Consider the following 25,591-nt stretch of genomic DNA (forward strand, 5'->3'; position numbering starts at 1 on the left):
TCACCGCGTCGCCACACCACGGCAAGGGCCCCCGTCCGGTCTTCGGACGGGGGCCCTTGCCGTGCCCGGTGCTGGATAGGGTGGACCCGACGAGAACGGGCGTCCCGGAGACCGGGACCGGACCAGGAGCGGCTTATGAGCGCTGTGACCCCCGCTGGAGGCGACACCGCGGCGGGCCGTTCCTGGCCCGAGGTGCTGAACGCCCTGCTGTACGGCCGTGACCAGGGCGCCGACGCGACGGCCTGGGCAATGGACCGGATCCTGCGCGGCGAGGCGACCGACGCGCAGATCGCCGGGTTCGTGGTGGCGCTGCGCGCCAAGGGCGAGACGGTCGAGGAGATCACCGGTCTGGTCCGCACGATGTACGAGCACGCGAACGTGATCGAGGTGCCGGGCGCGACCGTCGACATCGTCGGTACCGGCGGCGACGGCGCGAAGACGGTGAACATCTCCACGATGTCCTCGATCGTCGTGGCCGGCACGGGCGCGAAGGTCGTCAAGCACGGGAACCGGGCGGCGTCCTCCGCGTCCGGCGCCTCCGACGTGCTGGAGAAGCTCGGGGTCAACCTGGAGCTGACGCCCCGGCGGGTGGCCGAGGTCGCCGAGGAGGCCGGGATCACCTTCTGCTTCGCGATCAAGTTCCACCCGGCGCTGCGCCACGTGGGCGCCGCGCGCGGCCAGTTGGGTATCCGTACGGTGTTCAACGTGCTCGGCCCGCTGACCAACCCGGCCAGGGTGCGGGCGCAGGCCGTCGGGGTCGCGGACCCGCGGATGGCGCCGATCGTCGCGGGCGTCTTCGCCGAACGCGGCAACTCCTCGCTGGTGTTCCGCGGTGACGACGGCCTGGACGAGCTGACCACCACGGCGACCTCACGGGTCTGGGTGGTCCGGGACGGCAAGGTCACCGAGGAGAGCTTCGACCCGCGGGACGTCGGCCTCGACCTGGTCCCGGTGGAGGCGCTGCGCGGCGCGGACGCGGCGTACAACGCGGAGGTCGCGCGGCGGCTGCTGGAGGGCGAGAGGGGCCCGGTGCGGGACGCCGTCCTGCTGAACTCGGCGGCGGCGCTGGTGGCGCTGGAGCCGGGGGACGGGCCGCTGGCCGAGCAGATCCGGGCCGGTATGGAGAAGGCCGCCGAGGCGGTCGACTCGGGGGCGGCGAAGCGGACGCTGGAGCGCTGGGTGGCGGCCAGCAACGCGTAGCGCCCGTGAGAGGGATGTCCCGCGATCCGGACACGGGTTGCGGGATCCCGATCACTTCACGTACGTTTTCGCACCAGGTCATGAGTGACAGTCATGAGGCCCCGGCCGACTGTCCGGCAACCCTCCGTCCGTGGCGGGGTGCCCCGGGTGAGGACCAGGCCGTAGGCAGCGAGGTCTGCGGCAAGCGCGGACCCCTCGAGATACCAGGGGTCCTGGTCGTCGAGGAGCCTTCCGTGAGCAAGCGAATGCGATAGGGCCGCAGAGCCCCGCCTCCGCACCCCCTTCTTCACCTTCTCCGCGCCGAGCCGTGTCCGCTCGCGTCGTGATTCCAGCTGCCACTCACGGGAGTTCGCCATGTCTGTCTCCACCGCTGCCGTCGCCCAGTCCGTTTGTGCCCCGCTGCCCGTTCTGGGCCGGGATGTCACCGTCCCGCTCGTCACGGGCGGCGAGGTCACCTACGCGGCGCTCGACTACGCGGCCAGCGCCCCCGCCCTCCAGCGGGTCTGGGACGACGTGGCGGCCTACGCCCCGTACTACGGCAGCGTGCACCGCGGCGCCGGCTACCTCTCCCAGCTCTCCACCGACCTGTTCGAGAACGCCCGCCGGACCGTCGCCGCGTTCCTGGACTGCCGCGCCGACGACCAGCTGGTCTTCACCCGGTCCACCACCGACTCCCTCAACCTGCTCGCCGCCGCGCTCCCCGCCGACTGCCGGGTCTTCGTCTTCGAGACCGAGCACCACGCCTCGCTGCTGCCCTGGCGCAACGCCGAGGTCACCTGCCTCGACGCCCCGCGCACCCCGCGCGAGGCCGTGGCGGCCCTGGAGCGCGCGCTCGCCGACCGCGACCCGAAGGGCCCGGCCCTGGTCTGCGTCACCGGCGCCTCCAACGTCACCGGCGAGCTGTGGCCCGTACGGGAGCTGGCGGCCGCCGCGCACGCCCACGGTGCCCGGATCGTCCTGGACGCCGCGCAGCTGGCCCCGCACCACCCGGTGTCCGTGCGCGACCTCGACGTCGACTGGGTCGCCTTCTCCGGACACAAGCTGTACGCCCCCTTCGGCTCCGGCGTGCTGGCCGGCCGGGCCGACTGGCTGCGGGAGGCCGACCCGTACCTCGCGGGCGGCGGCGCCAGCCGCAGGGTCACGCGCCGCGAGGACGGGGGAGTGGACGTGGAGTGGCACGAGAGCGCCGCCCGTCACGAGGCCGGTTCCCCCAACGTCATCGGCGCCTACGCCATCGCCTCCGCCTGCACGGCACTCACCGAGGCCGGCTTCGACGGCCTTGTCGCCCGCGAGCGGTACCTGATCGAGAAGGTCCGCACGGGCCTCGCCGAGGTTCCCGAGGTCAGGGTCCTGTCCCTCTTCGGGGACGACGCCCCCCGGGTCGGCGTGATCTCCTTCGTCGTCGACGGCTGGAACAGCTCCCACTTCGCCGCCGCGCTCTCCGCCGAGTACGGCATCGGCGTCCGCGACGGCCTCTTCTGCGCCCACCCGCTGCTCCGCGCCCTGCTCGGCAGCGACCCCCGGACCCAGGGCGAGTGCGGCGCCCCCGAGGCCGCGCCGGGCGAGAAGTCCCTGAACGCCCTCAGGGTGAGCTTCGGCGCCGGAACGCCCGACGAGCACGTGGAGCGTTTCGTCACCGCGGTGAAGGACCTGGTGACGCACGGCGCGAAGTGGAGCTACCGGACGGAGGACGGCCGCTGCGTGCCCGCGGTCGGATGACCTGCCCTCCCGGGGGCGCGGGACCTACGAGTCCAGCCCGATGGCGAACGCGGCCTCCAGGTCGTGCTGCGAGTACGTCCGGAAGGCGACGTGCGTGTCCGTCCCCTCCACCCCCGGGATCTTGCTGATCCGCCCGGGAATGACCTCCGCCAGATCCTCGTGCTGCCTGACCCGGACCATGGCGATCAGGTCGTACGTACCGGTGACGGAGAAGACCTCGCTCACGGAGTCCAGCGCGGCGATCGACTCCGCGATCTCGGGGATCCGGTCCACGCTGGTCTTGATGAGCACGATCGCGGTGATCACGGCTGTTTCTCTCCCTCGGGGGCCGGAGCTGGGGCGGACCTCACTTTAGTCGTACGACCGGAACACACCCACGCGTAACCGAAGCCCGCCCCGAAGCCCACCAGGTGGGCCAGGTACGCCACCCCCGGGCCCTGTGACGCCCGGCCCGCCGCCAGCCACTGCAGGGCCGCCCAGAAGGGCAGCACCACCCAGGCGGGGAAGCGCAGCGGCAGGAAGAAGAGGAACGGCAGAAGACTGGTCACCCTGGCCCTGGGGAACAGGTACAGAAACGCGCCGAGGGCCGCCGAGATCGCCCCGGACGCACCGACCAGGGACTGCTCGGAGTCCGCGTTGGCGGCGGCGTAGCCCAGCAGGGCGAGATAGCCGCAGCCGACGTAGAAGAGGGTGAACTGGACGCGGCCCATCCGTTCCTCGGTCATCACCCCGAAGACGTAGAGGAAGAGCATGTTGCCCAGCAGGTGCACCCAGCTGCCGTGGACGAAGAGCGCCGTGGCGGGCGTGAGGGCCGCTCGCGCGGAGCCCTCGAACAGCTCGGCGGGGACCACCCCCCAGCGGTGGAAATAGGCGCGCTGCACGGCGAGCAGCGTGTCACCGGTGCCGTACGCCGGATGGAGGCCCGCCGCCGGACCGGTCAGGAAGATCAGGGAGCACACGGCGATCAGCCCGTACGTCACCGGCGCCGGTGATCTCCGGACCGACCTGCTCACCCTGACGGCCGTCTCGCTCCAGTCGCGGATCATGAACACAGAGCATGACGTAACGGGACGCGACGGGACAGAGTGCCTCGCCGCCGCGGGCGCCCGAGCGGCGACGGTCCGCCAGGCCGTAGGGTAACGAGCCACACGCACCGGGGAGCCCGGAGCGTCACCGACACCAGTAAGGAACGAACAGCCACGATGACGGTTCCCCTGCCGACCGCCACGACCCGGTGGCGCTGCGCCCTGTGCGGCAACCTCACCCGTTTCGACGTGACCCGCTCGTCGAAGGTCGTCGAGTACGTCCACCTCGACCTGGCCGGAGAGCCGAAGGTCGAGGAGCGCGAGGTGGTCAGTGAGACCATCGAGTCGGTGCGCTGCCGCTGGTGCAACGCCGTGGACCAGGTGGAACTCGTGGATCGGCCGGGCGCCGGCTCCTGACCGGAGCGGGCCCCGCACAGCATTGGGGTGAGGATGGTGGAGACCGCAGGCGGGGGGCCGGGCGACGGCGCCGCTGAGGTGCTCGACCGTCCGCTGCCCGACGGCGTGCGCCGCAGAGTCGTACAGATCGTCTCCGACGGCTTCGGCGGGCTGACCGTCGGCGAGCTGCCCGCCCAGCTGCGGCAGTACGCCCGGTTCGCGCCGAACCGGCGGGCCAAGTTCGCCGGCAACGCCATGGCCGCGGCGCTGGAGACCGATCCGCTGTTCCGCCAGCGCATCGGGGAGAAGTTCAGAGAGGCGCAGCCGGAGCTCTCCGGCGCTCTCGACTCCGGCTCGCCGCCCCCGGCCGCGGACCCGCTCGACGTGGCGGCCGCGGCCTATGTACTGCGGCCGGCCGGCTGGGTGAAGCTCGTGACCGCGGCCGGCGAGGAGGCCCAGCGGGCCGTCGCCGAGCGGGTCGACGAGGAGAGCCGGGCCGAGCTGGAGCGGCTGCGCGAGGAACTCGACCGGGCCCGTGAGCACACCCGGACCGAGACCGAGCGGCTGCGCGCCGAGCTGGATGCGGCCAAGAAGGAAGCCGAGTCCCTGCACCGCAAGCTGCGCGCCGCCCTCAGTGACGTCAAGCGCGGCGAGGCCGCCCTGCGCAAGCTGCACGGCGAGATGGACACGCTGCGCGCCGAGGGGCAGGCGCAGGTGTCCGCCGCCGAGAGCGAGACGCGGCGGCTGAAGACCCGGCTCGGGGAGGCGGAGGCCGCCCTGGAGGCCACCCGCAGGGCGGCCCGCGAGGGGCGCAGCGTCGAGGACATGCGCGTACGGCTGCTCCTGGACACCCTGCTGGACGCGACCCAGGGGCTGCGCCGGGAACTCGCGCTGCCGCCCGTGTCGGTGCGGCCGGCCGAGACCGTGGACGCGGTCGAACCGGGACGGATGACCCCGAAGGACATCGCCGCGCGGGCCCTGTCCGAGAACGACCCCGCGATCCTCGACCAGCTCCTCGCGCTGCCGCAGGCCCATCTGGTCGTCGACGGCTACAACGTCACCAAGACCGGCTATCCGCAGATGCCGCTGGAGAAGCAGCGGTTGCGGCTTCTCGGGCAGCTGTCGCAGCTCGCCGCGCAGACCGGGGCCGAGGTGACGTGTGTCTTCGACGGGGCCGAGCTGGCCGCGCCGGTGCTGCTGGCGCCGCCGCGCGGGGTGCGGGTGCTGTTCTCCAAACCGGGCGTCACCGCCGACGAGTTGATCCGCCAGCTGGTGCGTGCGGAGCCGCCGGGCCGGCCGGTCATCGTCGCCTCGACCGACCGCGAGGTGGCCGACGGGGTGGCCCGGGCGGGGGCGCGGCCCGTCGCGTCCGTGGTACTTCTCAAGCGACTGTCCTGAAGGTCAACGTCCGTACGCAATGACCGAATTGACGGAGTCGTCACGCAACCCAGCGTCGAACGTGTCTCACTGCATGTGAGTCAAGTGCAAAGAATGCAGGGTGTGACGAGATTTTTCTCGTGAGGATTTGAACTGATCACGAGAGGGTCACTAGGGTCTGGGCTCGAACCTCCGAGCGGGTGATCACTCAAGAGAATTGGAGTTCACCTCCGTGGCGTCCCACCGTCGACCCAAGCAACCGAGCCGTGCACGTGTGACCGTGCTGACCACCGCGGCAGCCGCCGCGGTCGCCCTCAGCTCGCAGGCCGCGAACGCCGCGCCGAGCGAGAAGCCGAGCAAGGACGAGGTCAAGGCCAAGGTCGACAAGCTCTACGAAGAGGCGGAGCAGGCCACCGAGAAGTACAACGGGGCCAAGGAGAAGCAGGAGAAGCTCCAGAAGGAGATCTCCACCATCCAGGACGACGTCGCCCGCGGCCAGGAAGAGCTGAACGAGCTGCGCGACTCCATAGGCCTGGCGGCCGCCGCCCAGTACCGCACGGGCAGCATCGACTCCTCCGTCCAGCTGTTCCTGTCCTCCGACCCGGACGACTACCTGGACAAGGCGTCCGCCATGGACCAGCTGAGCGCTCAGCAGGTCGACGCGCTGAAGAAGATCCAGGAGAAGCAGCGGGAGCTGTCCCAGGACCGCTCCGAGGCCTCCGAGAAGCTCACGGACCTCGCGTCCACCCGCACCGAGCTGGGCAAGAAGAAGAAGGAAGTCCAGAGCAAGCTCGCCGAGGCGCAGAAGCTGCTCAACTCGCTGACGGCCGCCGAGAAGGCCGCGCTCGCCGCCGAGGAGGACCGCGCCAGCCGCTCGTCGAGCGAGCGTGTGGAACTCGGCAAGAGCGTCCCCGCCTCCGGCCGGGCCGCGGCCGCCTTCTCCGCCGCCCAGAGCAAGCTCGGCTCGCCCTACGTCTACGGCGCCACCGGCCCGTCCTCCTACGACTGCTCGGGCCTGACCTCGTGGGCCTACGCCCAGGCCGGCGTCGGCATCCCGCGCACCTCGGAGGCGCAGTCCCAGTACGGCACCCGGATCACCTCGGTCAGCGACCTGCAGGTCGGCGACCTCGTGTTCTTCTTCAACGACCTGCACCACGTCGGCCTGTACGCCGGCAACGGCCAGATCATCCACGCGCCGCGCAGCGGCACGGTGGTCCGCTACGAGTCGATGGACACCATCGGCGGGCCGTTCATGTGGGGCGTCCGCGTCTGACCCGACGATCCCTGGATCGCCACGCCGCACCGCCCGAACGGGCGAATCACGACGACGTGAACTGACCCCGCGCCCCGCCCATGACCTGGTCATAGGCGGGGCGTCACGTTGTGTGCCCGCCAAGGTCGTTGGTGGGGCCCCCTCGACGGGGCTACTGTCTGCCGCGTTTCCTTGTCCGCCAGCGGAAGGAGTGCGGCTTCCCGTGGGGTCCCATCGCCGCCTTGCACCGTCCGGGTTCGACCGGGGCGCCAGTGCAGCGCTCTGCGTCATGTCAGCCGCGGCCGCGGCCTTCGGGCTGGTACCCGCCATGTCGGCCGTCGCCGCACCGCACGACGACACCCGTGCCGAGGTGGACCGTCTCTACGAGGAGGCCGAGAAGGCGACCGAGGCCTACAACAAGGCCGACGAGCGCGCCGACGCGCTGCGCAAGGACGTCAGCGGCGCCCAGGAGCGCATCGCCCGGCAGCAGGAGCGCATCAACTCCATGCGGGAGACGCTCGGTTCGCTGGCCGGGGCGCAGTACCGCTCCGGCGGCCTCGATCCCTCCCTCGCGCTGCTGTTCTCCGACGACCCGGACGACTACCTCGACAAGGCCGCCGTCCTCGACCGGATCAGCGTCCACCAGGCCGGGGAGCTCAAGGACCTCCAGACGGCGATGCGCGAGCTCTCCCAGGAGCGCTCGGAGGCCGCCCGCAAGCTCGGCGAGCTGGAGAAGAGCCGCAAGGCCGTCGCCGCCCACAAGCGGACCGTGGAGAAGAAGCTCGCCGCGGCCCGGCAACTGCTCAACTCCCTGCCGTCCGACGAGCGGGACGCCTACGACCGGGCCTCGCGCTCCGGCCGCGCCGACATGCCCGACCTGGGGGACGCCTCGGCGCCCTCGGCGCGGGCGGCGGCCGCCATCGCCGCGGCCCGTTCCGCGCTCGGCAAGCCGTACGTGTGGGGCGCCAACGGGCCCGCCGGCTTCGACTGTTCGGGCCTGATGCAGTGGTCGTACGCGCAGGCCGGCGTCGGCCTGCCGCGCACCTCGCAGGCGCAGCGCTTCGCCGGCCGGCAGGTGCCGCTCTCCCAGGCCCAGCCCGGTGACCTGGTCACCTACCGGTCCGACGCCAGCCATGTCGCGATGTACATGGGCAACGGCCAGGTGATCCACGCGCCGTACCCCGGCGCCCCCGTGCGCTACGACCCGGTGCACATGATCCCGGGCGCGACCGTCACACGGGTCTGACCGCGCGCCCCGCGCCCCCGTACGATCGGAAGGTGGCAGGTCGAGGGCGGGCGTCGGGGCGCGGAGTCGTGGCGCTGTGCGTGCTGCTGCTCGTGGCCCTGGTGGGCTGCGGCGGCACGTCCGCCACCGACAGCGCGAAGGCCGAGGTGCAGCGGGTCCTGGACCGGCGGGCCGGCGCGGTCATGGACCGGGACGAGGCGGCGTTCGTGCGGACCGGCGCGCTGAGCTGGTTCGAGAACCTGAGGGCGGTCCCGCTCGCCGCCTGGTCCTACCGCGTCACCGCCCTGCACCGCACCGGCGGCACGGCCACCGCCGACGTCGAACTCGACTACCGCGTCCAGGGCTACGACCGGGCCCCCGTCACCGTCGGCCGCACGCTGAAGCTGTCCCTGGACGCGGGCGGGCGGTGGTACGTGGACGCCGAGCAGCCCGCCGAGAAGGCCGCGCAGCAGCTGTGGGACCAGGGCGAGGTGACCGTCGTCCGCGGCGCGCGCAGCCTGGTCCTCGGGGTCGGGCAGACCGGCGAGACGCTGTACTCCTACGCGGACCTGGCGGACCGCGCGGTGCCCGCCGTGTCGGACGCGTGGGGCACGGACTGGTCCCGGCACGTCGTGGTGCTCGTACCGGACTCGGTGGAGGGGATGGCGGGACTGCTCGGCTCGCCCGCCTCCGCGTACCGCGGGATCGCCGCGGTGACCACCGGCGAGACCGGCGCCCGGGCGCAGGCGCCCGCGGACCGGATCATCGTCAACCCCGACGCGTACGGCGTCCTCGGCGCGCTCGGCAAGCAGGTCGTCCTCACCCACGAGGCCACCCATGTCGCCACCCGCGCCGACACGACCCCCGCGACGCCGCTGTGGCTGTCCGAGGGGTACGCCGACTGGGTCGGCTACCGGGGCAGCGGGCGCACGCCCCGGCAGGCCGCGCCGGAGCTGGCGGAGGCCGTGTCCGTGGGCAGGGTCCCGGCCGCCCTGCCGACGGACGAGGACTTCGGGTTCAGCGGGGACGCGGCCGGGCTGGCGCGGGCGTACGAGAGCGGCTGGCTGGCCTGCCGGCTGATCGCCGAGCGGTGGGGCGAGGCGCGGCTGGGCGCGTTCTACCGGGCCGTGGGGACGCATCAACGCCGGGACGGGGCGGCCGAGGACGCGATGCGGCGGGTGCTCGGCACGACACCGGCCCAGTTCACCGCGCGGTGGCGGGCGTATCTGCTCGACCAGCTGGGCTGATCGAGCAGGGCGCAGCCCCCGAGCCCACGCCCCGTTCCGCCGCGCCGGTGGCCCGGGCCCTTCGCGCCGTACCCGCCGGACCGCCGGGAGCGGGCCGCGGTGCCGGGCCGTCGGCTGGAGCGCGCGCACCTGGACCGTGATCTCGGTCCGCCGGAGGGGCCGCAGCCGCTCCGGCAGCAGGACCCGCGGCGGTGCGGCTGCCGCTCCCGTACGCCCGTACGGGCCTTGGGCTGCCGGGCGTGTGCCTGACGCCGGCGCCGGCCATGGCGGCGCGGTGCGGGATCGTGCCGGTGCTGCTCCGGCGGGCCCCGGCTCAGGAGGAGGCTGACGCCTCCTTGGCGCGGGCCGCCTGACCGGGCACCCGGACCGGCTCCGGCCTCGGGACGGTGGCGCGCCACAGGACACGGGCGGCGAGGACGCTCGCGAGCACCAGCAGGCCGTTGCGGACCGCGAGGAGGGTGATGCCGAGCGGGGTGCTCCCGACGACGTCACCGAACCAGAGGGGGAACTCCAGCACCGTCACGAAGCAGGCCACCAGCACCAGGCCCGCCGGCACCCCCATCCGGCTCGTCCGGAAGCACAGACAGACCGCCGCGAGACCGACCAGCCACACCAGGTACTGCGGGCTGATCACCCGGCTGGTGGTGGTGAACATCAGCACCGCCACGAACGCGGCGTCGGCCGTGGTGTGCGCCTCGAACCGGGTCGCCAGCAGCCGCCACAGCAGCAGCCAGCCGAAGGCCATGCCGGTCAGCGCGAGCGCGGCCGTGCTCACGATGTCCACCCACGGGCCGAGGAACTCGACCGAGCCGTAGTTCAGCAGCACCTCCCCGCTCCAGCCGTGGTGCCGGGCCACGTGGAAGACCAGGGCGCCGAGCGACTCCACCTCGGTGCCCCGGTCCCGCTGGAAGGTCAGGAAGGCGAAGGCGCCGGGCATGGTGACCGCGAACAGCGCGGCCAGGGCGGAGCCGGTCACCGCCGCCGCGGCCCAGCCGCGGCGCCCGCGGACGCCCAGGAGCAGCAGCGCCGGCCAGACCTTCAGCATCGCCCCGAAGCCCGCGAGGGCGCCCATCAGCCGGGGGTGCCGGGACCCGGCGAGCAGGGCGGCGACCGCGACCGCGGTGACCATCACGTCGTAGCGGGCGTACACGGTCGGGCCGAGCAGCGGGACGCCCGCCGCCCACACCCAGGCGCCGCGCAGCCGCTTGCCCGGGCGCCGGCCCGCGTACACCAGCAGGGCGAGGGCGGCCAGGTCGGCGAGGAACGCCAGGACGAAGAACGCCGACGCGTAGTCCAGGCCGGGCAGCAGCGCGGGGGAGAGGATGGCGAGGGCGGCGGCGGGCGGGTACTGCCAGGTGACGTCGTCCAGCGGGAAGGTGCCGGTGCGCAGCACGTCGTACCAGCCCTGGTAGATGACGGACACGTCACTGGTGACGTCCGGGCCGGGGAAGACGTACACCTTGAACACGAAGAGCAGCAGCAGCAGCCTGGTCACGCCCCAGGTGAGCAGCAGGCACGTCAGTGACCGCCTCGCGCCCGTCGTCTCCACGTGAACCCCTGCCGTTCGATTTCCGTCTTGAGGGGAACATGATGTACCGCCCTCCTGTGAGCGTGCCACACACGCGGCCGGGGGGCCGCTGTGAGCAGGCGGTTCGGTAGGGTCGGCGGCGATGCACAAGACCCTGATCGTGACGAACGACTTCCCGCCCCGGCCGGGCGGGATCCAGGCCTTCCTGCACAACATGGCACTGCGGTTCGACCCGGACCGGCTGGTCGTCTACGCCTCCACCTGGAAGCGCGGCCGGGAGGGCGCCGAGGCGACCGCCGCGTTCGACGCCGAGCAGCCCTTCACCGTCGTACGGGACTCCACGACGATGCTGCTGCCGACGCCCGCGGCGACCCGGCGGGCCGTCGGGCTGCTGCGGGAGCACGGGTGCACGTCGGTGTGGTTCGGGGCGGCGGCGCCGCTCGGGCTGATGGCGCCGGCGCTGCGGAGGGCGGGCGCCGAGCGGCTGGTGGCCACCACCCACGGGCACGAGGCCGGATGGGCGCAACTGCCCGCCGCGCGGCAGCTGCTGCGGCGGATCGGGGAGTCCACCGACACGATCACCTACCTCGGCGAGTACACCCGCGCGCGGATCGCCGCCGCGCTGACGCCGGAGGCGGCCGGGCGGATGACGCAGCTGCCGCCGGGGGTCGACGAGAAGACCTTTCACCCCGGGTCCGGAGGCGACGTGGTCCGGGCGCGGCTCGGGCTGACCGAGCGTCCCGTGATCGTGTGCGTGTCACGGCTGGTCCCGCGCAAGGGGCAGGACACGCTGATCCTGGCCATGCCCCGGATCCTGGCGGCCGAGCCGGACGCCGTCCTGCTGATCGTGGGCGGCGGGCCGTACGAGAAGGAGCTGCGCAGGCTGGCGCACGAGACCCGGGTCACCGGTTCCGTCCGCTTCACCGGCTCGGTGCCCTGGTCCGAGCTGCCCGCCCACTACGGCGCCGGGGACGTGTTCGCGATGCCGTGCCGGACCCGTCGGGGCGGACTCGACGTCGAGGGGCTCGGGATCGTGTACCTGGAGGCGTCGGCGACCGGGCTGCCCGTCGTCGCCGGTGACTCGGGCGGCGCCCCGGACGCGGTGCTGGACGGCGAGACCGGCTGGGTGGTGCGCGGGGGCTCGGTGGAGGAGAGCGCCGAGCGGATCGTCGTCCTCCTCGGGGACGCCGCGCTGCGCCGCCGGATGGGGGAGCGGGGGCGTGCGTGGGTGGAGGAGAAGTGGCGGTGGGACCTGCTGGCGGAGAAGGCGAAGACGCTGCTGTAGCGGAGTCTTTTCGCTCCGTGCCCTAGGCGGAGGGAGATAATCCGCCGATGCTGCGCGCATGACAGCAAAACTGATACAGCGTCAGCTGACCAGACGCAGAATCCTCGGTATGGCCGCCCTCCAGACGGCCGCCGCGGCCGGTTTCACCCGGATCGGCCTCCAGTCGGCCACGGCCGTCGAACCGGCCGCCGTCGAAACCGCCCCCGCCATCGTCGTCGGTTCCGGCTACGGCGCCGCCGTCGCCGCCCTCCGCCTCGGCCAGGCCGGCATCCGCACTCTCATGATCGAGATGGGCCGCCTGTGGAACACCCCCGGCTCCGACGGCCAGGTCTTCTGCTCCACCGCCGCCCCGGACGAGCGGTCCATGTGGTTCCGCGCCCGCACCGAGGCGCCGCTGGCCACCTTCCTGTGGCTGGACGTCGTCAACCGGGACATCGGCCGGTATCCCGGAGTCCTGGACCGCGTGCACTTCGACCACATGTCCGTGTACGTCGGCCGGGGCGTCGGCGGCGGCTCCCTGGTCAACGGGGGGATGGCGGTGACGCCGCCGAAGGCGTACTTCGCCGAGCAGTTCCCCGCCGTGGACGCCGACGAGATGTACGGCACGTACTTCCCGCGGGCCCGGTCCGTGCTCGGCGTCAACACCGTCGACCCGGCCTGGTTCGAGTCGACCGCGTGGTACCGGTTCGCCCGGATCTCCCGGGCCCACGCCCAGAAGGCCGGCCTGCGGACCACCTTCGTGCCGAACGTCTACGACTTCGGCCACATGGAGCGCGAGGCGGCCGGTACGGCCGCGAAGTCCGCGCTCGGCGGCGAGGTCATCTACGGCAACAACCACGGCAAGCGCAGCCTCGACAAGACGTATCTCGCCTCCGCGCTCGGCACCGGGAACGTCACGATCCACACCCTGGAGAAGGTCACGGCGGTCAGCCGGGCCGCCGACGGCACGTACGTCCTGACCGCCGACCGGATCGACCTCACCGGCCGGGTCGTGGAGACCAAGCAGTACGGCTGCGGGTATCTCTTCCTCGGCGGCGGCAGCCTCGGCACCACCGAACTCCTCGTCCGCGCCCGGGAGACGGGCACCCTCCCGGCGCTGAACGCGAGCGTCGGGGCGGGCTGGGGGACCAACGGGAACGTGATGCTGGGCCGCGCCAACCACCTGTGGGACACGGTCGGCGCCGACCAGTCCACCATGCCCGTCCTGGGCATCGACGACTGGGCCAACACCGCCAACCCCGTCTTCGCCGAGATCGCCCCGCTGCCGACCGGCCTGGAGCACTGGGTCAGTCTGTATCTGGCGATCACCAAGAACCCGCGGCGGGCGTCGTTCTCGTACGACGCCTCCACCCGCACGGTGAAGCTCGGCTGGACCGCCGCCCACAGCGCGGTGTCGGTGGGCATGGCCAAGAAGCTGTTCGACCGGATCAACGCGGCGAACTCGACCATCTACCGGTACGACCTGTTCGGCGCGGCCGACAAGGTCTTCGCCGACGACTTCACGTACCACCCGCTCGGCGGCTGCGTACTGGGGAAGGCGACCGACGACTACGGCCGGGTGAAGGGGTATCCGAAGCTGTACGTCACCGACGGCTCGCTCGTGCCGGGCTCGATCGGGGTGAACCCGTTCGTGACGATCACCGCGCTCGCCGAACGCACGATGGCGCGGGTCCTCGTCGAGGACACCGCGCCATGACGCACCGTCAGGGGCCGCTCTACTTCTGGTAGATGGCCTCGATCTCGGCCGCGTAGTCCTTCGCGACCACGTTGCGCTTCAGCTTCAGGGACGGCGTGAGGTGGCCCGAGTCCTCCGTGAATTGGGAGGGGAGAATGCGGAACTTCCGCACCGATTCCGCCTTCGACACCGCGGCGTTGCCGTCGTCGACCGCGGCCTGGATCGCCGCGTTCAGGTCCGCGTCATCGCGCAGCGACGCCGCGGTGGAGCCCGCCGGCTTGCCGTGCTCGGCGGCCCAGCGGCCGAGGAACTCCTCGTCGACGGTGACCAGCGCGCCCACGAACGGCCGCCCGTCGCCGACCACCATGCACTCCGCGACCAGCGCGTGCGCCCGGATCCGGTCCTCGATCACGGCCGGGGCCACGTTCTTGCCGCCCGCGGTGACGATGATCTCCTTCTTGCGGCCGGTGATCCGGAGGTAGCCGTCCTCGTCGAGGGTGCCGATGTCACCGGTGTGGAACCAGCCGTCGGCCAGCGCCTCGGCGGTCGCGGCCTCGTTGTTCCAGTACCCCGTGAACAGGTGCTCGCCGTGCAGCAGCACCTCGCCGTCGTCCGCGATCCGCACGACCGAGCCGGGCAGCGGCTGGCCGACCGTGCCGATCTTCTGCCGGTCCCAGGGGTTGAAGGCGGTCGCGGCGCACGACTCGGTCAGGCCGTAGCCCTCCAGGACGGTGAAGCCGATACCGCGGAAGAAGTGCCCCAGGCGCTCGCCCAGCGGGGCGCCGCCGGAGATGGCGTACTCGCCCTTGCCGCCGAGCACCGCGCGCAGCTTGCTGTAGACGAGTTTGTCGAAGGTCCGGTGTTTGATCCGCAGGCCCAGGGACGGGCCCGACGGGGTGTCCAGCGCCTTGCTGTACGCGATCGCGGTGTCCGCGGCCTTGTCGAAGATCCTGCCCTTGCCGTCCGCCTGGGCCTTGGCCCGCGCCGAGTTGTAGACCTTCTCGAAGACGCGCGGCACGCCCAGGATCAGCGTCGGCCGGAACGAGGCCAGCTCGTCGGTGAGGTTCTTGATGTCCGGGACGGTGCCCAGCTTGATCGGCGCCATCATCGGCGCGACCTGGACGAGGCGGCCGAAGACGTGCGCGAGCGGCAGGAAGAGCAGCACGGAACACTCGCCGGTGCGGAACAGCGGCCGCAGCCGTTCGACGACGTTGCCGCACTCGGCGAAGAAGCTGCGGTGGGTGAGCACACAGCCCTTGGGGCGCCCGGTGGTGCCGCTGGTGTACACGATGGTCGCCGGGTCGTCGGCCTTGGCGAGCGAACCGCGCTCCTCCAGGGCCTCGTCGGTGACGTCCTGCCCCAGGCGCCCCAGCTCCTCCACCCCGCCGGCCTCGATCTGCCAGACGTGCTTGAGGGCGGGCAGACCGTCGCGCACCGACTCGACGGCCGCCGCGTGGCCGTCCAGTTCGACGACGCAGGCGGTGGCGCCCGAGTCGCCGAGGATCCACTGGACCTGCTCGGCCGAACTGGTCTCGTACACCGGCACGGTGACCGCGCCCGCGCACCAGATCGCGAAGTCCAGCAGGGTCCACTCGTAGCGGGTGCGGGACATCAGGCCGACCCGGTCGCCCGGCTGCACACCGGAGGCGATGAGGCCCTTCGCGGCGGCCTGCACCTCGGCCAGGAACGCGGTGGCCGTCACGTCCTGCCAGGCACCGCCCACCTTGCGGGCGATGACGGCGACGTCCGGGTGCTGCGCGGCGTTTCTGCGGACGATGTCGGTGAGGTTGCCGTCCGCAGGGACCTCGTACAAAGCCGGAAGGCTGAACTCGCGCAAGACTGCTGCTCCTCATAGGGCGCCGGCGCCACGACGTGGTGTGATGCGACGGTCGGTCCACGGCTCGGGCAGGTGCTCAAGGGCTTCACCCCCGGGCCTCGGACCCGGTGGTTGAATCCTGAGCACGACTGGACTGCCCGGACGTTACCCGCCGGTATGGGTTCTTCGACAGGGGGGTCCGGCGAGATGTTCGCTGCGTCACACGGATGGGACTTTCTTCGCGCACAGTAGTCCACGGGCTAAGTGACTGGCCAGTAACCGCAAGTCCGGCCGCCACTGTTCACGTATGCCGCACACCCCTACGCTTGATCGTCATGGCACCCACACCGGCCGGTGACGGCAGGACCCGCGTACATGTGGTCAGCGACGTGCACGGCAACGCCCGTGACCTGGCCAGAGCCGGCGAGGGCGCGGACGCCCTGATCTGCCTGGGCGACCTCGTCCTCTTCCTCGACTACGCCGATCACTCGCGGGGGATCTTCCCCGACCTCTTCGGGGCCGAGAACGCCCACCGCATCGTCGCACTGCGCACCGCCCGCCGTTTCGAGGAGGCCCGCGCGTTCGGGACCCAGCTGTGGGCGGGGATCGGCGGCGACCGGGCGAAGGTGATCGAGAAGGCGGTGCGCAAGCAGTACGCCGAGCTGTTCGCGGCGTTCCCCACCCCGACGTACGCCACCTACGGCAACGTCGACATCCCCGCGCTCTGGCCGGAGTACGCCGGTCCCGGCACGACCGTGCTCGACGGGCAGCGGGCGGAGATCGGCGGCCGGGTCTTCGGCTTCGTCGGCGGCGGACTGCGGACGCCGATGCGGACGCCGTACGAGATCAGCGACGAGGAGTACGCGGCGAAGATCGAGGCGGTGGGCGAGGTCGACGTGCTGTGCACGCACATCCCGCCGGAGGTGCCCGAGCTGGTCTACGACACCGTGGCGCGCCGCTTCGAGCGGGGCAGCCGGGCGCTGCTGGAGGCCGTTCGCCGGACCCGGCCCCGGTACGCGCTCTTCGGCCACGTCCACCAGCCGCTGGTGCGGCGGATGCGGATCGGGTCGACCGAATGCGTGAACGTGGGGCACTTCGCCGGCAGCGGGAAGCCCTGGGCGCTGGAATGGTGAGTGTTTCCCGGCGGTGGCCGGACGGCGGTGAACTCGGCTGGTCGGGCGCGCGGTAGCCTTCACGCTGCACACACCTGCACACACCTGCGCAGGCCGGCCTGCGCACGGGACCTGAGTACCGGCCCGCTTCTGGAGGAGCCACGGCGATGGCGGAACACACCAGTTCGAGCATCACGATCGAGGCGGCACCGGCCGAGGTCATGGGGGTGATCGCCGACTTCGCCCGCTACCCGGACTGGACCGGCGAGGTGAAGGAGGCGGAGGTCCTGGCGACGGACGGCCAGGGGCGCGCCGAGCAGGTCCGGCTGGTCATGGACGCCGGGGCGATCAAGGACGACCAGGTCCTCGCCTACACCTGGACCGGCGCCCACGAGGTCTCCTGGACCCTGGTCAAGTCCCAGATGCTGCGCTCGCTCGACGGTTCCTACCTCCTCAGGCCGGCGGGCGCGGGAGCGACCGAGGTCACCTACCGGCTCACGGTCGACGTCAAGATCCCGATGCTCGGCATGATCAAGCGCAAGGCGGAGAAGGTCATCATCGACCGGGCCCTGGCGGGACTGAAGAAGCGCGTCGAGTCCGGAGAGAAGTAGGGACCGGAGCGGGGACAGAAGAAGCAGGGACGGCAGAAGCAGGGACGGAAGCAGGGGCCCGCTGCGCCCGGTGTCCGGCAGTACGCGTCGGTGCCCCCGCCTCGGTTACGGTTCACCCCCATGCGCACCATCCTGATCACGGGCCCCGGCGGCAGCGGTCGTACCACCGTCGCCGCCGCCACCGCACTCGCCGCCGCCCGCGCGGGCACCCGCACCCTCGTCCTCGGTGCCGACCGCACCGACACGCTCGGCGCGGCCCTGGGTACGGCGACGGGCCCGGCTCCCCGGCAGGTCGCGCCCCACCTCACGGCCTGGCGCCCGGACGCGGCCGCCCGCTTCCGGGACGACCTGACCGCGTTCCAGTCCCGCGCCACCGCCGCCCTCGACCTGCTCGGCGCCTCCCGACTGGACCCCGAAGAGGTCACCCCCCTGCCCGGCGCCGAGGAACTCTCGCTGCTCCGCGCCCTGCGCGACGCCGCCCTCGCCGAGTCCCACGACCTCGTCGTCGTCGACCTTCCGCCCAGCCCGCACGCGCTCGCCCTCCTCACCCTCCCGGAGGAACTGCGCCGCTACCTGCGCCGGCTGCTCCCGCCCGAGCGGCAGGCGGCCCGCGCCCTGCGTCCCGTCCTCGGCCGGCTGGCCGGCGTGCCCATGCCCGCGGAGTGGCTGTACGAGACCGCCGCCCGCTGGGACGTGGAGCTCGCGGCCGTCGAGGCGGTCCTCGCCGACCGCGACACCGTCGTACGGCTGGTCGCCGCACCCGGTCCGGCCGGCGCCGACGCGGTCCGCGAGGCCGGCCTCGCCCTCGCCCTGCGCGGCCTGCGCCCCGACGTGCTGGTCGCCAGCCGGATCCTGCCCGAGGCCGCGCGGGACACCTGGTCGGCCGGCCTGATCGCGCAGCAGCGCAAGACCCTGGACGAGTGGCGGGGGTCGTACGACGTGCGGACCGTCGCTCATCTCGGCCACGACCCGCGCGGCACCGACGACCTCACCGCGCTGGCCGTCCCCGCGGTCGACGGCACCACCTCCACCGTCGAGTGGCCCGTCACCGACCGGCTCGCCGAGGACGGGGTGCTGGTCTGGCACATCCCGCTGCCCGGCGCCCTGCGGGACGAACTGGACCTCGTCCGGCGCGGCGACGAACTCGTCGTCGGCGCCGGCCGGTTCCGCCGGATCGTCCCGCTGCCGTCCGCCCTGCGCCGCTGCACCGTCGCGGGCGCCGCCTTGCGCGAGGACGAACTGCGCGTCCGGTTCGCGCCGGACCCGGATCTCTGGCCGCGGACACGATGAACCCGGTGCGCCCGTTCGGGTAACGTCGTAGGGACGAACCGTAGTCAGGAGTCCGTCATGAGCGAAGAGCTCCCTCCGTCCGAGGCCGGCGAGCAGGAGGCCGGCGACGAGGTGCGGGCGACCGACGCCGACGCCTGGGCGACGGCGTGCGCCGAGGACCTCGCGGCGGAGAAGGCCCGCCGCCGCACCGAGCAGGGCTCGCCGCCGGGCTCGGCGGCCGAGGAACTGCGCAGGCTCGTCGACACCGTCGCGGACAGGCTGTCCGGTTTCCAGTCCCCGCTGCTCGGGGCGGTCGCCGGGCCGGCCGCCCAGCAGGTGGTGAAGCAGGTCGTCCAGCAGGCCAAGGCCGCCGTCGAACCGGTGATCGAGCGCAATCCGGACATCTTCGACCATCTGGCCGCCGCGGGCAACGAGCTGCTGGCCGCGTACCGGTCGGCCGTCCAGGCGCAGGAGCGACGCTGGACCAGCCGGGAGAAGGACCTGCGTGACCTGGACGAACGCCCCGACGACAAGGGCGACGAGCCCGGCCCGGGGGAACGCATCGACGTGGACTGACGGCCCCCTCGGGTACGGTTGGCCGTAGCGGGGCTCGACCGAAACTGAGGGATTCATGGGACTCACCATCGGCGTCGATATCGGCGGCACGAAGATCGCGGCCGGTGTGGTCGATGAGGAAGGCAACATCCTCTCGACCCACAAGGTGCCGACCCCGGGCACGCCGGAGGGCATCGTGGACGCCATCGCCTCGGCGGTGGAGGGCGCGCGCGCCGGGCACGAGATCGTCGGCGTGGGCATCGGTGCCGCCGGATACGTCGACCGTCAGCGCTCCACGGTCTACTTCGCGCCGAACATCGACTGGCGCCAGGAGCCGCTCAAGGAGAAGGTCCAGGCCCGCGTGGGCCTCCCGGTGGTCGTGGAGAACGACGCCAACGCCGCCGCGTGGGGCGAGTACCGCTTCGGCGGCGGCAAGGGCCACCGCAACGTCATCTGCATCACGCTCGGCACCGGCCTCGGCGGCGGCATCATCATCGGCAACAAGCTGCGCCGCGGCCACTTCGGCGTGGCCGCCGAGTTCGGCCACATCCGCATGGTGCCGGACGGGCTGCTGTGCGGCTGCGGCTCACAGGGCTGCTGGGAGCAGTACGCCTCCGGGCGCGCCCTCGTCCGGTACGCCAAGCAGCGCGCCAACGCCACCCCCGAGAACGCGGAGACGCTCCTCGGCCTGGGCGACGGCACCCCCGACGGCATCGAGGGCAAGCACATCTCCATGGCCGCCCGCCAGGGCGACCCGGTCGCCGTCGACTCCTACCGCGAGCTCGCCCGCTGGGCCGGCGCCGGCCTCGCGGACCTGGCCTCCCTGTTCGACCCGTCCGCCTTCATCGTCGGTGGCGGCCTCTCGGACGAGGGCGAACTGGTCCTCGACCCGATCCGCAAGTCGTACAAGCGGTGGCTGGTCGGCGGGAACTGGCGCCCGGTGGCGGATGTCATCGCCGCCCAGCTGGGCAACAAGGCGGGCCTGGTCGGCGCGGCCGACCTGGCCCGCGAGCCCGACCCGGTCATGTAACGGCACCTTCGCGAGATACGCGGGTTCCCCGCGCCCGAAAGGGCGCGGGGAACGGCGCGCGCGACCACGACGCACTCGCACGCGCAGCCGCAAACGGACAATTGCCCCCGTGCCGTCGGCGTACATTGATCCACATGACGCCGCTCCCCAACTCCCGTACCGAGCCAGACGGTTCGGCCGTCCTCCGCGTCCTCAGCTACAACATCCGCTCGATGCGCGACGACACCGACGCCCTCGCCCGGGTCATCACCGCCTGCGAGCCCGACCTGGTCCTGGTCCAGGAAGCCCCCCGTTTCTTCCGCTGGCGCAAGAAGCTGGCCCGGCTCGCCGCTGCGTCCGGCCAGGTGGTCCTCTCCGGGGGCGGCACGGCCGCGGGACCGGCGCTCCTGTGCACGCTCCGGGCCACCGTCGAACGCGCCGAGGACGTGCTGCTGCCGCTCACCCCCGGCCAGCACCGACGCGGTTTCGCGACCGCCGTCGTCCGGTTCGGCGGCGTCCGGGTCGGCGTGCTGAGCTGCCACCTCTCGCTGCGGAAGGACGAGCGGTACGCCCAGGGCGGCATGCTCCTGGACCGGCTCGCCGGGATGGGCGTGGAACACGCCGTCGCGGGCGGCGACCTGAACGAGCCGCCCGGCGGTCCCACCTTCGCCCGGCTCGCCGAGAGCCTCCAGGACTGCTGGGCCACCGCCCCCTGGGGCAGTGAACACACCTGGCCCGCCGAACCCCGCCGCCGCATCGACGCGATCTTCGCGACGAAGGGCGTCGAGGTGCTGGGGTGCGGGGTGCCGCTGGGCCACCCCGGGGTCACGGAGACCGACCTGAGGGCGGCCACGGACCACCTTCCGGTGCTGGCCGCCCTCAGGATTCCGGCGCTCTGAGCCGACCCGGGCGGCGGTCCATACGACCGACCCGGGCGACGGTCTATACGACGGCTCCGCGTCCCGGGTCGTCGTCCTCGTCGTCCGGGCGCATCCGCATCACCAGCGTGGCGAAGCCGCCCAGGAAGCCGCCGATGCTGACCGTGGTCAGCCACCAGGTCATCTCCCAGCCGAGCAGGACCGCCAGCAGGAGCAGCACCGGCCCGCCGAGCACCCCGAGCCAGGCGAACTTCGCGGTGGTGTCGCCGGTGGGCAGCGGTGGCGGCTCCGGCGGGACGAAGTGCCCCTCGTCGTCGTCCTCGGCGTCCTCGTCGTCCTGGGCGCCCTGGGCGTCCCCGTCGGCCGGCTCCGGCAAGCTGTAGTCCCGCGGGCCGACGCCGGGCGCGAAGGAGACGGAACCGCCCAGCGGCTTCGCGGGCCTCTCCTCCCCGGGCCCCTCGGACTCGGGCTCCTTCGGCCCGGGCTCCTTCGGTCCGGACCCCGTCGCCTCGGACGCCGTGGCCTCCTTGGACTCTCTGGTCTCCGTGGCCTCCAGGGTGTCCCCGGCCCCCCGGGGACCGCTGTCGTTGGTCTCGGTCTCCAGCAGGGCCAGGTCCTCGACCGACTTGAAGGGCTTGGCACCCGGCGGGTCGGGCGGTTCCTCGCCGTATCCGGCGACGATGGCCGCCCACGCGGCGTCCTCGTCGAACGGGACGTTCTGCTCCTCGGGCTCGCGCTCCTCGCGCTCCTCGCGGTCGGAGTCGTGCTCAGCCACGTGCGACCGTCCCTTCGTTGGCGCTGCTGGGGGCGAGCCGGCCGATGAACGCGTAGCTCTCCTCGAAGATCCGGTCCGCCTCGTGGTCCAACGTCGCGACGTGGTAACTCTGTTCCAGCACGATCTCCTGTACGTCCGTGGACGAGACGCGGCTCAGCACCCGGGCGGAGTCGGCCCCCGGCACCACGTGGTCCTGGGCGCTGCGCAGGAGCAGCAGCGGCTGGGTGACCTGCGGAAGCTCGCCGTCGACCAGCCGGAAGAAGGTCCGCAGGGAGTGCGCGGCGTGCAGCGGCACCCGGTCGTACCCCAGCTCGGTGCTGCCCTGCTTGGCGATGTCGCTCGCGATGCCCCTCGTCGTGCGGACGAGGTGGCGGACCACCGGGAGGGAGTGCGCGGCCAGGCCGTGCATCCGGTTCGCCGGATTGACGACCACGACACCGCTGACCGCGTCCCCGTGCCGGGCGGCCAGCCGGAGCGCCAGCGTGGCGCCCATCGACAGGCCCGCCACGAAGACCCGCGGGCAGCGCTCGCGCAGGGCGCGCAGCTCGCGGTCCACCTCGGCGTACCAGTCCTGCCAGCCGGTGAGCTGCATGTCCTCCCACCGGGTGCCGTGGCCGGGCAGCAGGGGCAGCGAGACGGTCAGACCGCGCTCGGCCAGATACTCCGCCCAGGGGCGCAGCGACTGGGGGGAACCGGTGAAGCCGTGACAGAGGAGGACCCCCGTCTCCCCGCCCTCGTGGCGGAACGGCTCGGCTCCAGGGAGGACCGGCACCTTCGGTCTCCTGTTCATGAGAAGGGCGTGAACGAGTCCAGGTGTGCTTCACCGTACGCGACCGCACTGACACCGACCAGGGCCGTCGGAGCCTTTGACAGTGCCCCGGGTTAAGGTCTGACCGACATACACAGGAGGCACTCGGTTGTTGTACGGCACGATGAAGGTCGCCATCGGAGGGCCGCTGAAGGTCGCCTTCAGGCCCTGGGTGGAAGGCCTGGAGAACATTCCCGCCGAGGGCCCCGCCATCCTGGCGAGCAACCACCTGTCGTTCTCCGACTCGTTCTTCCTGCCCGCGGTCCTCGACCGCAAGGTCACCTTCATCGCGAAGGCCGAGTACTTCACCACGCCCGGCGTCAAGGGGCGGCTGACGGCCGCGTTCTTCAAGGGCATGGGGCAGCTCCCGGTGGACCGCTCCGGCGCGCGCGGCGCCGGTGAGGCGGCCATCAGGAGCGGCATGGAGGTGCTGGAGCGCGGTGAGCTGTTCGGGATCTACCCGGAGGGCACCCGCTCGCCCGACGGGCGTCTGTACCGGGGCAAGCCCGGCGGCCTGGCGCGGGTGGCGCTGGCCAGCGGCGCGCCGGTGATACCGGTCGCCATGATCGACACGGAGAAGATCCAGCCGCCCGGCCAGGTCGTGCCGAAGCTGATGCGGCCGGGCATCCGCATCGGCGAGCCACTGGACTTCAGCCGCTACCAGGGCATGGAGCACGACCGCTTCGTGCTGCGCGCCCTGACCGACGAGGTCATGTACGAGATCATGAAGCTCTCCGGCCAGGAGTACGTCGACATCTACGCGACCGCCGCCAAGCGGCGGATCGCGGACGCGGCGAAGGCGGCGAAGGCGGCCCGGGCCGCACTGGCGCAGGCGGAGAAGGAACGGGCGGAGAAGGAGCGGTCCGAGCCCTAGGGTGGGGCCGGACCGGGGGGTGGGGGAGTTGGCCGAGCGCGAGCGGGTCATGAGGATGTCGGTCGAGCTGCCGCTGTGGCGCGCGCTCACGGCGTACCGGGTGCTCACGATGCTGTACGCGGTCGGCCTGTTCGCCACCGCGTACGACGAGTTCACCCGCCCCGAGGTGGCCATCGCGTACTACGTCGTGCTGTGCGGCTGGACCCTGGCCACCCTGCCCCGGCTCGCGAACGCGCAGGCGTGCACCAAGCGGTTCCTCGCCGCCGACCTCACCGTGGCGCTCACCGGGATCCTGCTCACGCCCCTCGCCGACGCCCCCGCGCGGATCGAGGAGGGCGGCCCCACCCTGCCGTCGATATGGACCGCGGGCGCCGTGCTGGCCTTCGCCGTCAAGGGCGGCTGGCGCTGGGCGGCCGTCGCCTCCACCGCGGTCGCCGTCGCCAACCTGATCGAACGCGGCGCCCCCGCCCGCGACACCGTCCACAACGTGATCCTCGTCTGGGTCGCCTCCATCGCGATCGGATACGTCGTCGAGGTCGCCCGCGCCTCCGAGCGCACCCTCGCCCGCGCCCTGGAGATCGAGGCCACGACGCGGGAGCGGGAGCGGCTGGCCCGGGACATCCACGACAGCGTGCTCCAGGTGCTGGCGATGGTGCAGCGGCGCGGCGCCGTCATCGGCGGCGAGGCGGCCGAGCTGGGCCGGATGGCCGGCGAGCAGGAGGTCGCCCTGCGCACCCTGGTCTCCGGCGGGCTGGTTCCCCCCTCCCGGGTGTCGGAGGACCAGGCCCAGGGAGCCGTCGTCCGCACGGTCGAGGAGCCCGACGACGACGGGCCGGTCGACCTGCGTTCCCTGCTGGCCCGGTACGCCGCCGCGAGGGTGAGCCTCGCCGAGCCCGGCGCCCCCGTGCCGCTGCCCCCGGCCGCGGCGAGGGAGCTGGCCGCCGCGGTCGGCGCCGCCCTGGACAACGTACGCAGACACGCGGGCGAGCAGGCGCGCGCCTGGATCCTCGTCGAGGACGAGCCGGACGAGGTGATCGTGACCGTGCGGGACGACGGACCCGGCATCCCCGAGGGCCGGCTCGCCCAGGCCGAGGGCGAGGGCCGGCTCGGCGTGGCCCTGTCGATCCGGGGCCGGCTGCGTGAACTCGGCGGCAGCGCCGAACTGATCTCGGTGCCCGGTCAGGGCACGGAGGTCGAACTGAAAGTACCGAAGGAGACACGCTCCTCACGGGGGAAGGCGGAGCAGCGATGACGGACGGCAACGAGGGCCGGCGGGGACCGATCAGGGTCATGGTGGTCGACGACCACCCCATGTGGCGCGACGCCGTCGCCCGCGACCTGGGCGAGTCGGGCTTCGACGTGGTCGCCACCGCGGGCGACGGCGAGCAGGCGGTCCGCCGCGCCAAGGCCGTCGCGCCCGACGTGCTGGTGCTCGACCTGAACCTGCCCGCGAAGCCCGGCGTCCAGGTGTGCAAGGAACTCGTCGCGGCCAACCCGGCACTGCGGGTCCTGGTGCTGTCGGCGAGCGGCGAGCACGCCGACGTACTGGAGGCCGTGAAGTCGGGCGCGACCGGCTATCTGCTGAAGTCGGCCTCCACGGAGGAACTGCTCGACGCGGTCCGCCGTACGGCCGTCGGCGATCCGGTCTTCACGCCGGGCCTGGCCGGACTGGTCCTCGGCGAGTACCGGCGCCTGGCGTCCGAGCCCGCCCCCGCCCCCACGGACACCGACCGGCCCAAGGCCCCGCAGCTCACCGAGCGCGAGACCGAGGTGCTGCGCCTGGTCGCCAAGGGCCTGAGCTACAAGCAGATCGCCGAACGCCTGGTCATCTCCCACCGCACGGTCCAGAACCACGTCCAGAACACCCTCGGCAAGCTCCAGCTGCACAACCGGGTGGAGCTCGTGCGGTACGCCATAGAACGCGGACTCGACGACGAGTAGATCAACCCCCCGAT

General features: G+C 72.6%; 24 protein-coding genes and 1 riboswitch. Of the genes, 18 read left to right on the forward strand and 6 right to left on the reverse strand.

From position 1 onward, the window contains the following. Positions 1 to 135 precede the first annotated feature (135 nt). Together trpD and ACWD0J_RS01580 are read left to right on the forward strand one after the other, a co-directional pair. A complete protein-coding gene (gene trpD, locus ACWD0J_RS01575) occupies positions 136 to 1,200 on the forward strand; it encodes an anthranilate phosphoribosyltransferase (protein WP_451493684.1) in 1,065 nt (354 codons plus the stop codon). A 76-nt stretch (positions 1,201 to 1,276) separates the two neighbouring features. After that, positions 1,277 to 1,393, forward strand: a riboswitch (SAM riboswitch). Positions 1,394 to 1,554: 161 nt separating this feature from the next. Then, complete coding sequence (locus ACWD0J_RS01580; RefSeq protein WP_451493685.1) at positions 1,555 to 2,919, forward strand: aminotransferase class V-fold PLP-dependent enzyme; 1,365 nt, start codon at positions 1,555 to 1,557, stop codon at positions 2,917 to 2,919. 24 nt (positions 2,920 to 2,943) lie between these two features. On the opposite strand, the gene ACWD0J_RS01585 is transcribed toward ACWD0J_RS01580, so the two are convergent. Then, positions 2,944 to 3,225, reverse strand: a complete 282-nt coding sequence (locus ACWD0J_RS01585) for an Lrp/AsnC family transcriptional regulator (RefSeq protein WP_037737028.1) — start codon at positions 3,223 to 3,225, stop codon at positions 2,944 to 2,946. Beyond that, positions 3,222 to 3,965: a rhomboid family intramembrane serine protease gene (locus ACWD0J_RS01590; protein ID WP_451493686.1), complete on the reverse strand. Its 744-nt coding sequence runs from the start codon at positions 3,963 to 3,965 to the stop codon at positions 3,222 to 3,224. The genes ACWD0J_RS01585 and ACWD0J_RS01590 overlap by 4 nt, the downstream gene beginning before the upstream one ends. Positions 3,966 to 4,121: 156 nt before the next feature. Between ACWD0J_RS01590 and ACWD0J_RS01595 the strand changes: the two genes are divergently transcribed. The 5 genes from ACWD0J_RS01595 (at position 4,122) to ACWD0J_RS01615 (ending at position 9,441) form a co-directional block, all read left to right on the forward strand. Then, complete coding sequence (locus tag ACWD0J_RS01595; RefSeq protein WP_189702999.1) at positions 4,122 to 4,361, forward strand: hypothetical protein; 240 nt, start codon at positions 4,122 to 4,124, stop codon at positions 4,359 to 4,361. Between the two features lie 33 nt (positions 4,362 to 4,394). Next, on the forward strand, positions 4,395 to 5,738 hold the full coding sequence (locus ACWD0J_RS01600) for an NYN domain-containing protein (RefSeq protein ID WP_451493687.1): 1,344 nt from the start codon (positions 4,395 to 4,397) through the stop codon (positions 5,736 to 5,738). A gap of 211 nt (positions 5,739 to 5,949) precedes the next feature. Further along, a complete protein-coding gene (locus ACWD0J_RS01605) occupies positions 5,950 to 6,990 on the forward strand; it encodes an NlpC/P60 family protein (RefSeq protein WP_451493688.1) in 1,041 nt (346 codons plus the stop codon). A 202-nt stretch (positions 6,991 to 7,192) separates the two neighbouring features. Beyond that, positions 7,193 to 8,215: an NlpC/P60 family protein gene (locus ACWD0J_RS01610; RefSeq protein WP_451493689.1), complete on the forward strand. Its 1,023-nt coding sequence runs from the start codon at positions 7,193 to 7,195 to the stop codon at positions 8,213 to 8,215. Positions 8,216 to 8,247: 32 nt separating this feature from the next. Then, on the forward strand, positions 8,248 to 9,441 hold the full coding sequence (locus ACWD0J_RS01615; protein WP_451493690.1) for a hypothetical protein: 1,194 nt from the start codon (positions 8,248 to 8,250) through the stop codon (positions 9,439 to 9,441). A gap of 313 nt (positions 9,442 to 9,754) precedes the next feature. On the opposite strand, the gene ACWD0J_RS01620 is transcribed toward ACWD0J_RS01615, so the two are convergent. Then, the gene (locus ACWD0J_RS01620; protein ID WP_451493691.1) at positions 9,755 to 10,990 is read right to left on the reverse strand and encodes a glycosyltransferase 87 family protein; all 1,236 of its coding nucleotides are present in this window, start codon (positions 10,988 to 10,990) and stop codon (positions 9,755 to 9,757) included. A gap of 121 nt (positions 10,991 to 11,111) precedes the next feature. Between ACWD0J_RS01620 and ACWD0J_RS01625 the strand changes: the two genes are divergently transcribed. After that, positions 11,112 to 12,254 (forward strand): glycosyltransferase family 4 protein, encoded by a 1,143-nt coding sequence (locus ACWD0J_RS01625; RefSeq protein WP_451493692.1) that lies wholly within the window; start codon positions 11,112 to 11,114, stop codon positions 12,252 to 12,254. Positions 12,255 to 12,312: 58 nt separating this feature from the next. Next, positions 12,313 to 13,950, forward strand: a complete 1,638-nt coding sequence (locus tag ACWD0J_RS01630) for a GMC oxidoreductase (RefSeq protein ID WP_451493693.1) — start codon at positions 12,313 to 12,315, stop codon at positions 13,948 to 13,950. A gap of 19 nt (positions 13,951 to 13,969) precedes the next feature. Here ACWD0J_RS01630 and ACWD0J_RS01635 read toward each other — a convergent pair whose 3' ends face one another. Continuing rightward, complete coding sequence (locus ACWD0J_RS01635) at positions 13,970 to 15,766, reverse strand: AMP-dependent synthetase/ligase (protein ID WP_451493694.1); 1,797 nt, start codon at positions 15,764 to 15,766, stop codon at positions 13,970 to 13,972. Between the two features lie 314 nt (positions 15,767 to 16,080). Here ACWD0J_RS01635 and ACWD0J_RS01640 point away from each other — a divergent pair, with 314 nt between their 5' ends. The 6 genes from ACWD0J_RS01640 to ACWD0J_RS01665 all read left to right on the forward strand — a co-directional run bounded on the left by ACWD0J_RS01640 (position 16,081) and on the right by ACWD0J_RS01665 (position 21,200). Next, on the forward strand, positions 16,081 to 16,878 hold the full coding sequence (locus ACWD0J_RS01640; RefSeq protein ID WP_451493695.1) for a metallophosphoesterase family protein: 798 nt from the start codon (positions 16,081 to 16,083) through the stop codon (positions 16,876 to 16,878). 146 nt (positions 16,879 to 17,024) lie between these two features. Further along, positions 17,025 to 17,468, forward strand: a complete 444-nt coding sequence (locus tag ACWD0J_RS01645) for an SRPBCC family protein (protein ID WP_451493696.1) — start codon at positions 17,025 to 17,027, stop codon at positions 17,466 to 17,468. Between the two features lie 120 nt (positions 17,469 to 17,588). Beyond that, entirely contained in the window at positions 17,589 to 18,758 is a 1,170-nt protein-coding gene (locus ACWD0J_RS01650) for an ArsA family ATPase (protein ID WP_451493697.1), read from the forward strand. A gap of 57 nt (positions 18,759 to 18,815) precedes the next feature. Continuing rightward, positions 18,816 to 19,313 (forward strand): DUF5304 domain-containing protein, encoded by a 498-nt coding sequence (locus ACWD0J_RS01655; protein WP_451493698.1) that lies wholly within the window; start codon positions 18,816 to 18,818, stop codon positions 19,311 to 19,313. 55 nt (positions 19,314 to 19,368) lie between these two features. After that, the gene (locus tag ACWD0J_RS01660) at positions 19,369 to 20,322 is read left to right on the forward strand and encodes an ROK family glucokinase (RefSeq protein ID WP_451493699.1); all 954 of its coding nucleotides are present in this window, start codon (positions 19,369 to 19,371) and stop codon (positions 20,320 to 20,322) included. Between the two features lie 134 nt (positions 20,323 to 20,456). Beyond that, a complete protein-coding gene (locus ACWD0J_RS01665) occupies positions 20,457 to 21,200 on the forward strand; it encodes an endonuclease/exonuclease/phosphatase family protein (protein ID WP_451493700.1) in 744 nt (247 codons plus the stop codon). Between the two features lie 43 nt (positions 21,201 to 21,243). Here ACWD0J_RS01665 and ACWD0J_RS01670 read toward each other — a convergent pair whose 3' ends face one another. Together ACWD0J_RS01670 and ACWD0J_RS01675 are read right to left on the reverse strand one after the other, a co-directional pair. Beyond that, the gene (locus tag ACWD0J_RS01670) at positions 21,244 to 21,954 is read right to left on the reverse strand and encodes a hypothetical protein (RefSeq protein WP_451493701.1); all 711 of its coding nucleotides are present in this window, start codon (positions 21,952 to 21,954) and stop codon (positions 21,244 to 21,246) included. Further along, complete coding sequence (locus ACWD0J_RS01675; protein WP_451493848.1) at positions 21,947 to 22,726, reverse strand: alpha/beta hydrolase; 780 nt, start codon at positions 22,724 to 22,726, stop codon at positions 21,947 to 21,949. The genes ACWD0J_RS01670 and ACWD0J_RS01675 overlap by 8 nt, the downstream gene beginning before the upstream one ends. A gap of 160 nt (positions 22,727 to 22,886) precedes the next feature. Here ACWD0J_RS01675 and ACWD0J_RS01680 point away from each other — a divergent pair, with 160 nt between their 5' ends. Genes ACWD0J_RS01680 through ACWD0J_RS01690 form a run of 3 tightly spaced genes read left to right on the forward strand, consistent with a single transcriptional unit; the run spans position 22,887 to position 25,577 of the window. Next, a complete protein-coding gene (locus ACWD0J_RS01680) occupies positions 22,887 to 23,636 on the forward strand; it encodes a lysophospholipid acyltransferase family protein (protein WP_451493849.1) in 750 nt (249 codons plus the stop codon). Positions 23,637 to 23,664: 28 nt separating this feature from the next. Then, the gene (gene macS / locus ACWD0J_RS01685; protein WP_451493850.1) at positions 23,665 to 24,888 is read left to right on the forward strand and encodes a MacS family sensor histidine kinase; all 1,224 of its coding nucleotides are present in this window, start codon (positions 23,665 to 23,667) and stop codon (positions 24,886 to 24,888) included. Beyond that, entirely contained in the window at positions 24,885 to 25,577 is a 693-nt protein-coding gene (locus ACWD0J_RS01690; protein WP_451493702.1) for a response regulator, read from the forward strand. Before macS ends, ACWD0J_RS01690 begins: the two co-directional genes overlap by 4 nt. Positions 25,578 to 25,591: the final 14 nt, after the last annotated feature.

Source organism: Streptomyces sp. NPDC003011, from assembly GCF_053591515.1.

Excerpts from the sequence above, each read along its gene's own strand:
- trpD (WP_451493684.1), top strand. The coding sequence starts at position 136 with ATGAGCGCTGTGACCCCCGCTGGAGGCGACACCGCGGCGGGCCGTTCC.
- ACWD0J_RS01580 (WP_451493685.1), top strand. The coding sequence starts at position 1,555 with ATGTCTGTCTCCACCGCTGCCGTCGCCCAGTCCGTTTGTGCCCCGCTG.
- ACWD0J_RS01590 (WP_451493686.1), bottom strand. The coding sequence starts at position 3,965 with ATGATCCGCGACTGGAGCGAGACGGCCGTCAGGGTGAGCAGGTCGGTC.
- ACWD0J_RS01595 (WP_189702999.1), top strand. The coding sequence starts at position 4,122 with ATGACGGTTCCCCTGCCGACCGCCACGACCCGGTGGCGCTGCGCCCTG.
- ACWD0J_RS01600 (WP_451493687.1), top strand. The coding sequence starts at position 4,395 with ATGGTGGAGACCGCAGGCGGGGGGCCGGGCGACGGCGCCGCTGAGGTG.
- ACWD0J_RS01625 (WP_451493692.1), top strand. The coding sequence starts at position 11,112 with ATGCACAAGACCCTGATCGTGACGAACGACTTCCCGCCCCGGCCGGGC.
- ACWD0J_RS01630 (WP_451493693.1), top strand. The coding sequence starts at position 12,313 with ATGACAGCAAAACTGATACAGCGTCAGCTGACCAGACGCAGAATCCTC.
- ACWD0J_RS01640 (WP_451493695.1), top strand. The coding sequence starts at position 16,081 with ATGGCACCCACACCGGCCGGTGACGGCAGGACCCGCGTACATGTGGTC.
- ACWD0J_RS01645 (WP_451493696.1), top strand. The coding sequence starts at position 17,025 with ATGGCGGAACACACCAGTTCGAGCATCACGATCGAGGCGGCACCGGCC.
- ACWD0J_RS01650 (WP_451493697.1), top strand. The coding sequence starts at position 17,589 with ATGCGCACCATCCTGATCACGGGCCCCGGCGGCAGCGGTCGTACCACC.
- ACWD0J_RS01655 (WP_451493698.1), top strand. The coding sequence starts at position 18,816 with ATGAGCGAAGAGCTCCCTCCGTCCGAGGCCGGCGAGCAGGAGGCCGGC.
- ACWD0J_RS01660 (WP_451493699.1), top strand. The coding sequence starts at position 19,369 with ATGGGACTCACCATCGGCGTCGATATCGGCGGCACGAAGATCGCGGCC.
- ACWD0J_RS01665 (WP_451493700.1), top strand. The coding sequence starts at position 20,457 with ATGACGCCGCTCCCCAACTCCCGTACCGAGCCAGACGGTTCGGCCGTC.
- ACWD0J_RS01680 (WP_451493849.1), top strand. The coding sequence starts at position 22,887 with ATGAAGGTCGCCATCGGAGGGCCGCTGAAGGTCGCCTTCAGGCCCTGG.
- ACWD0J_RS01690 (WP_451493702.1), top strand. The coding sequence starts at position 24,885 with ATGACGGACGGCAACGAGGGCCGGCGGGGACCGATCAGGGTCATGGTG.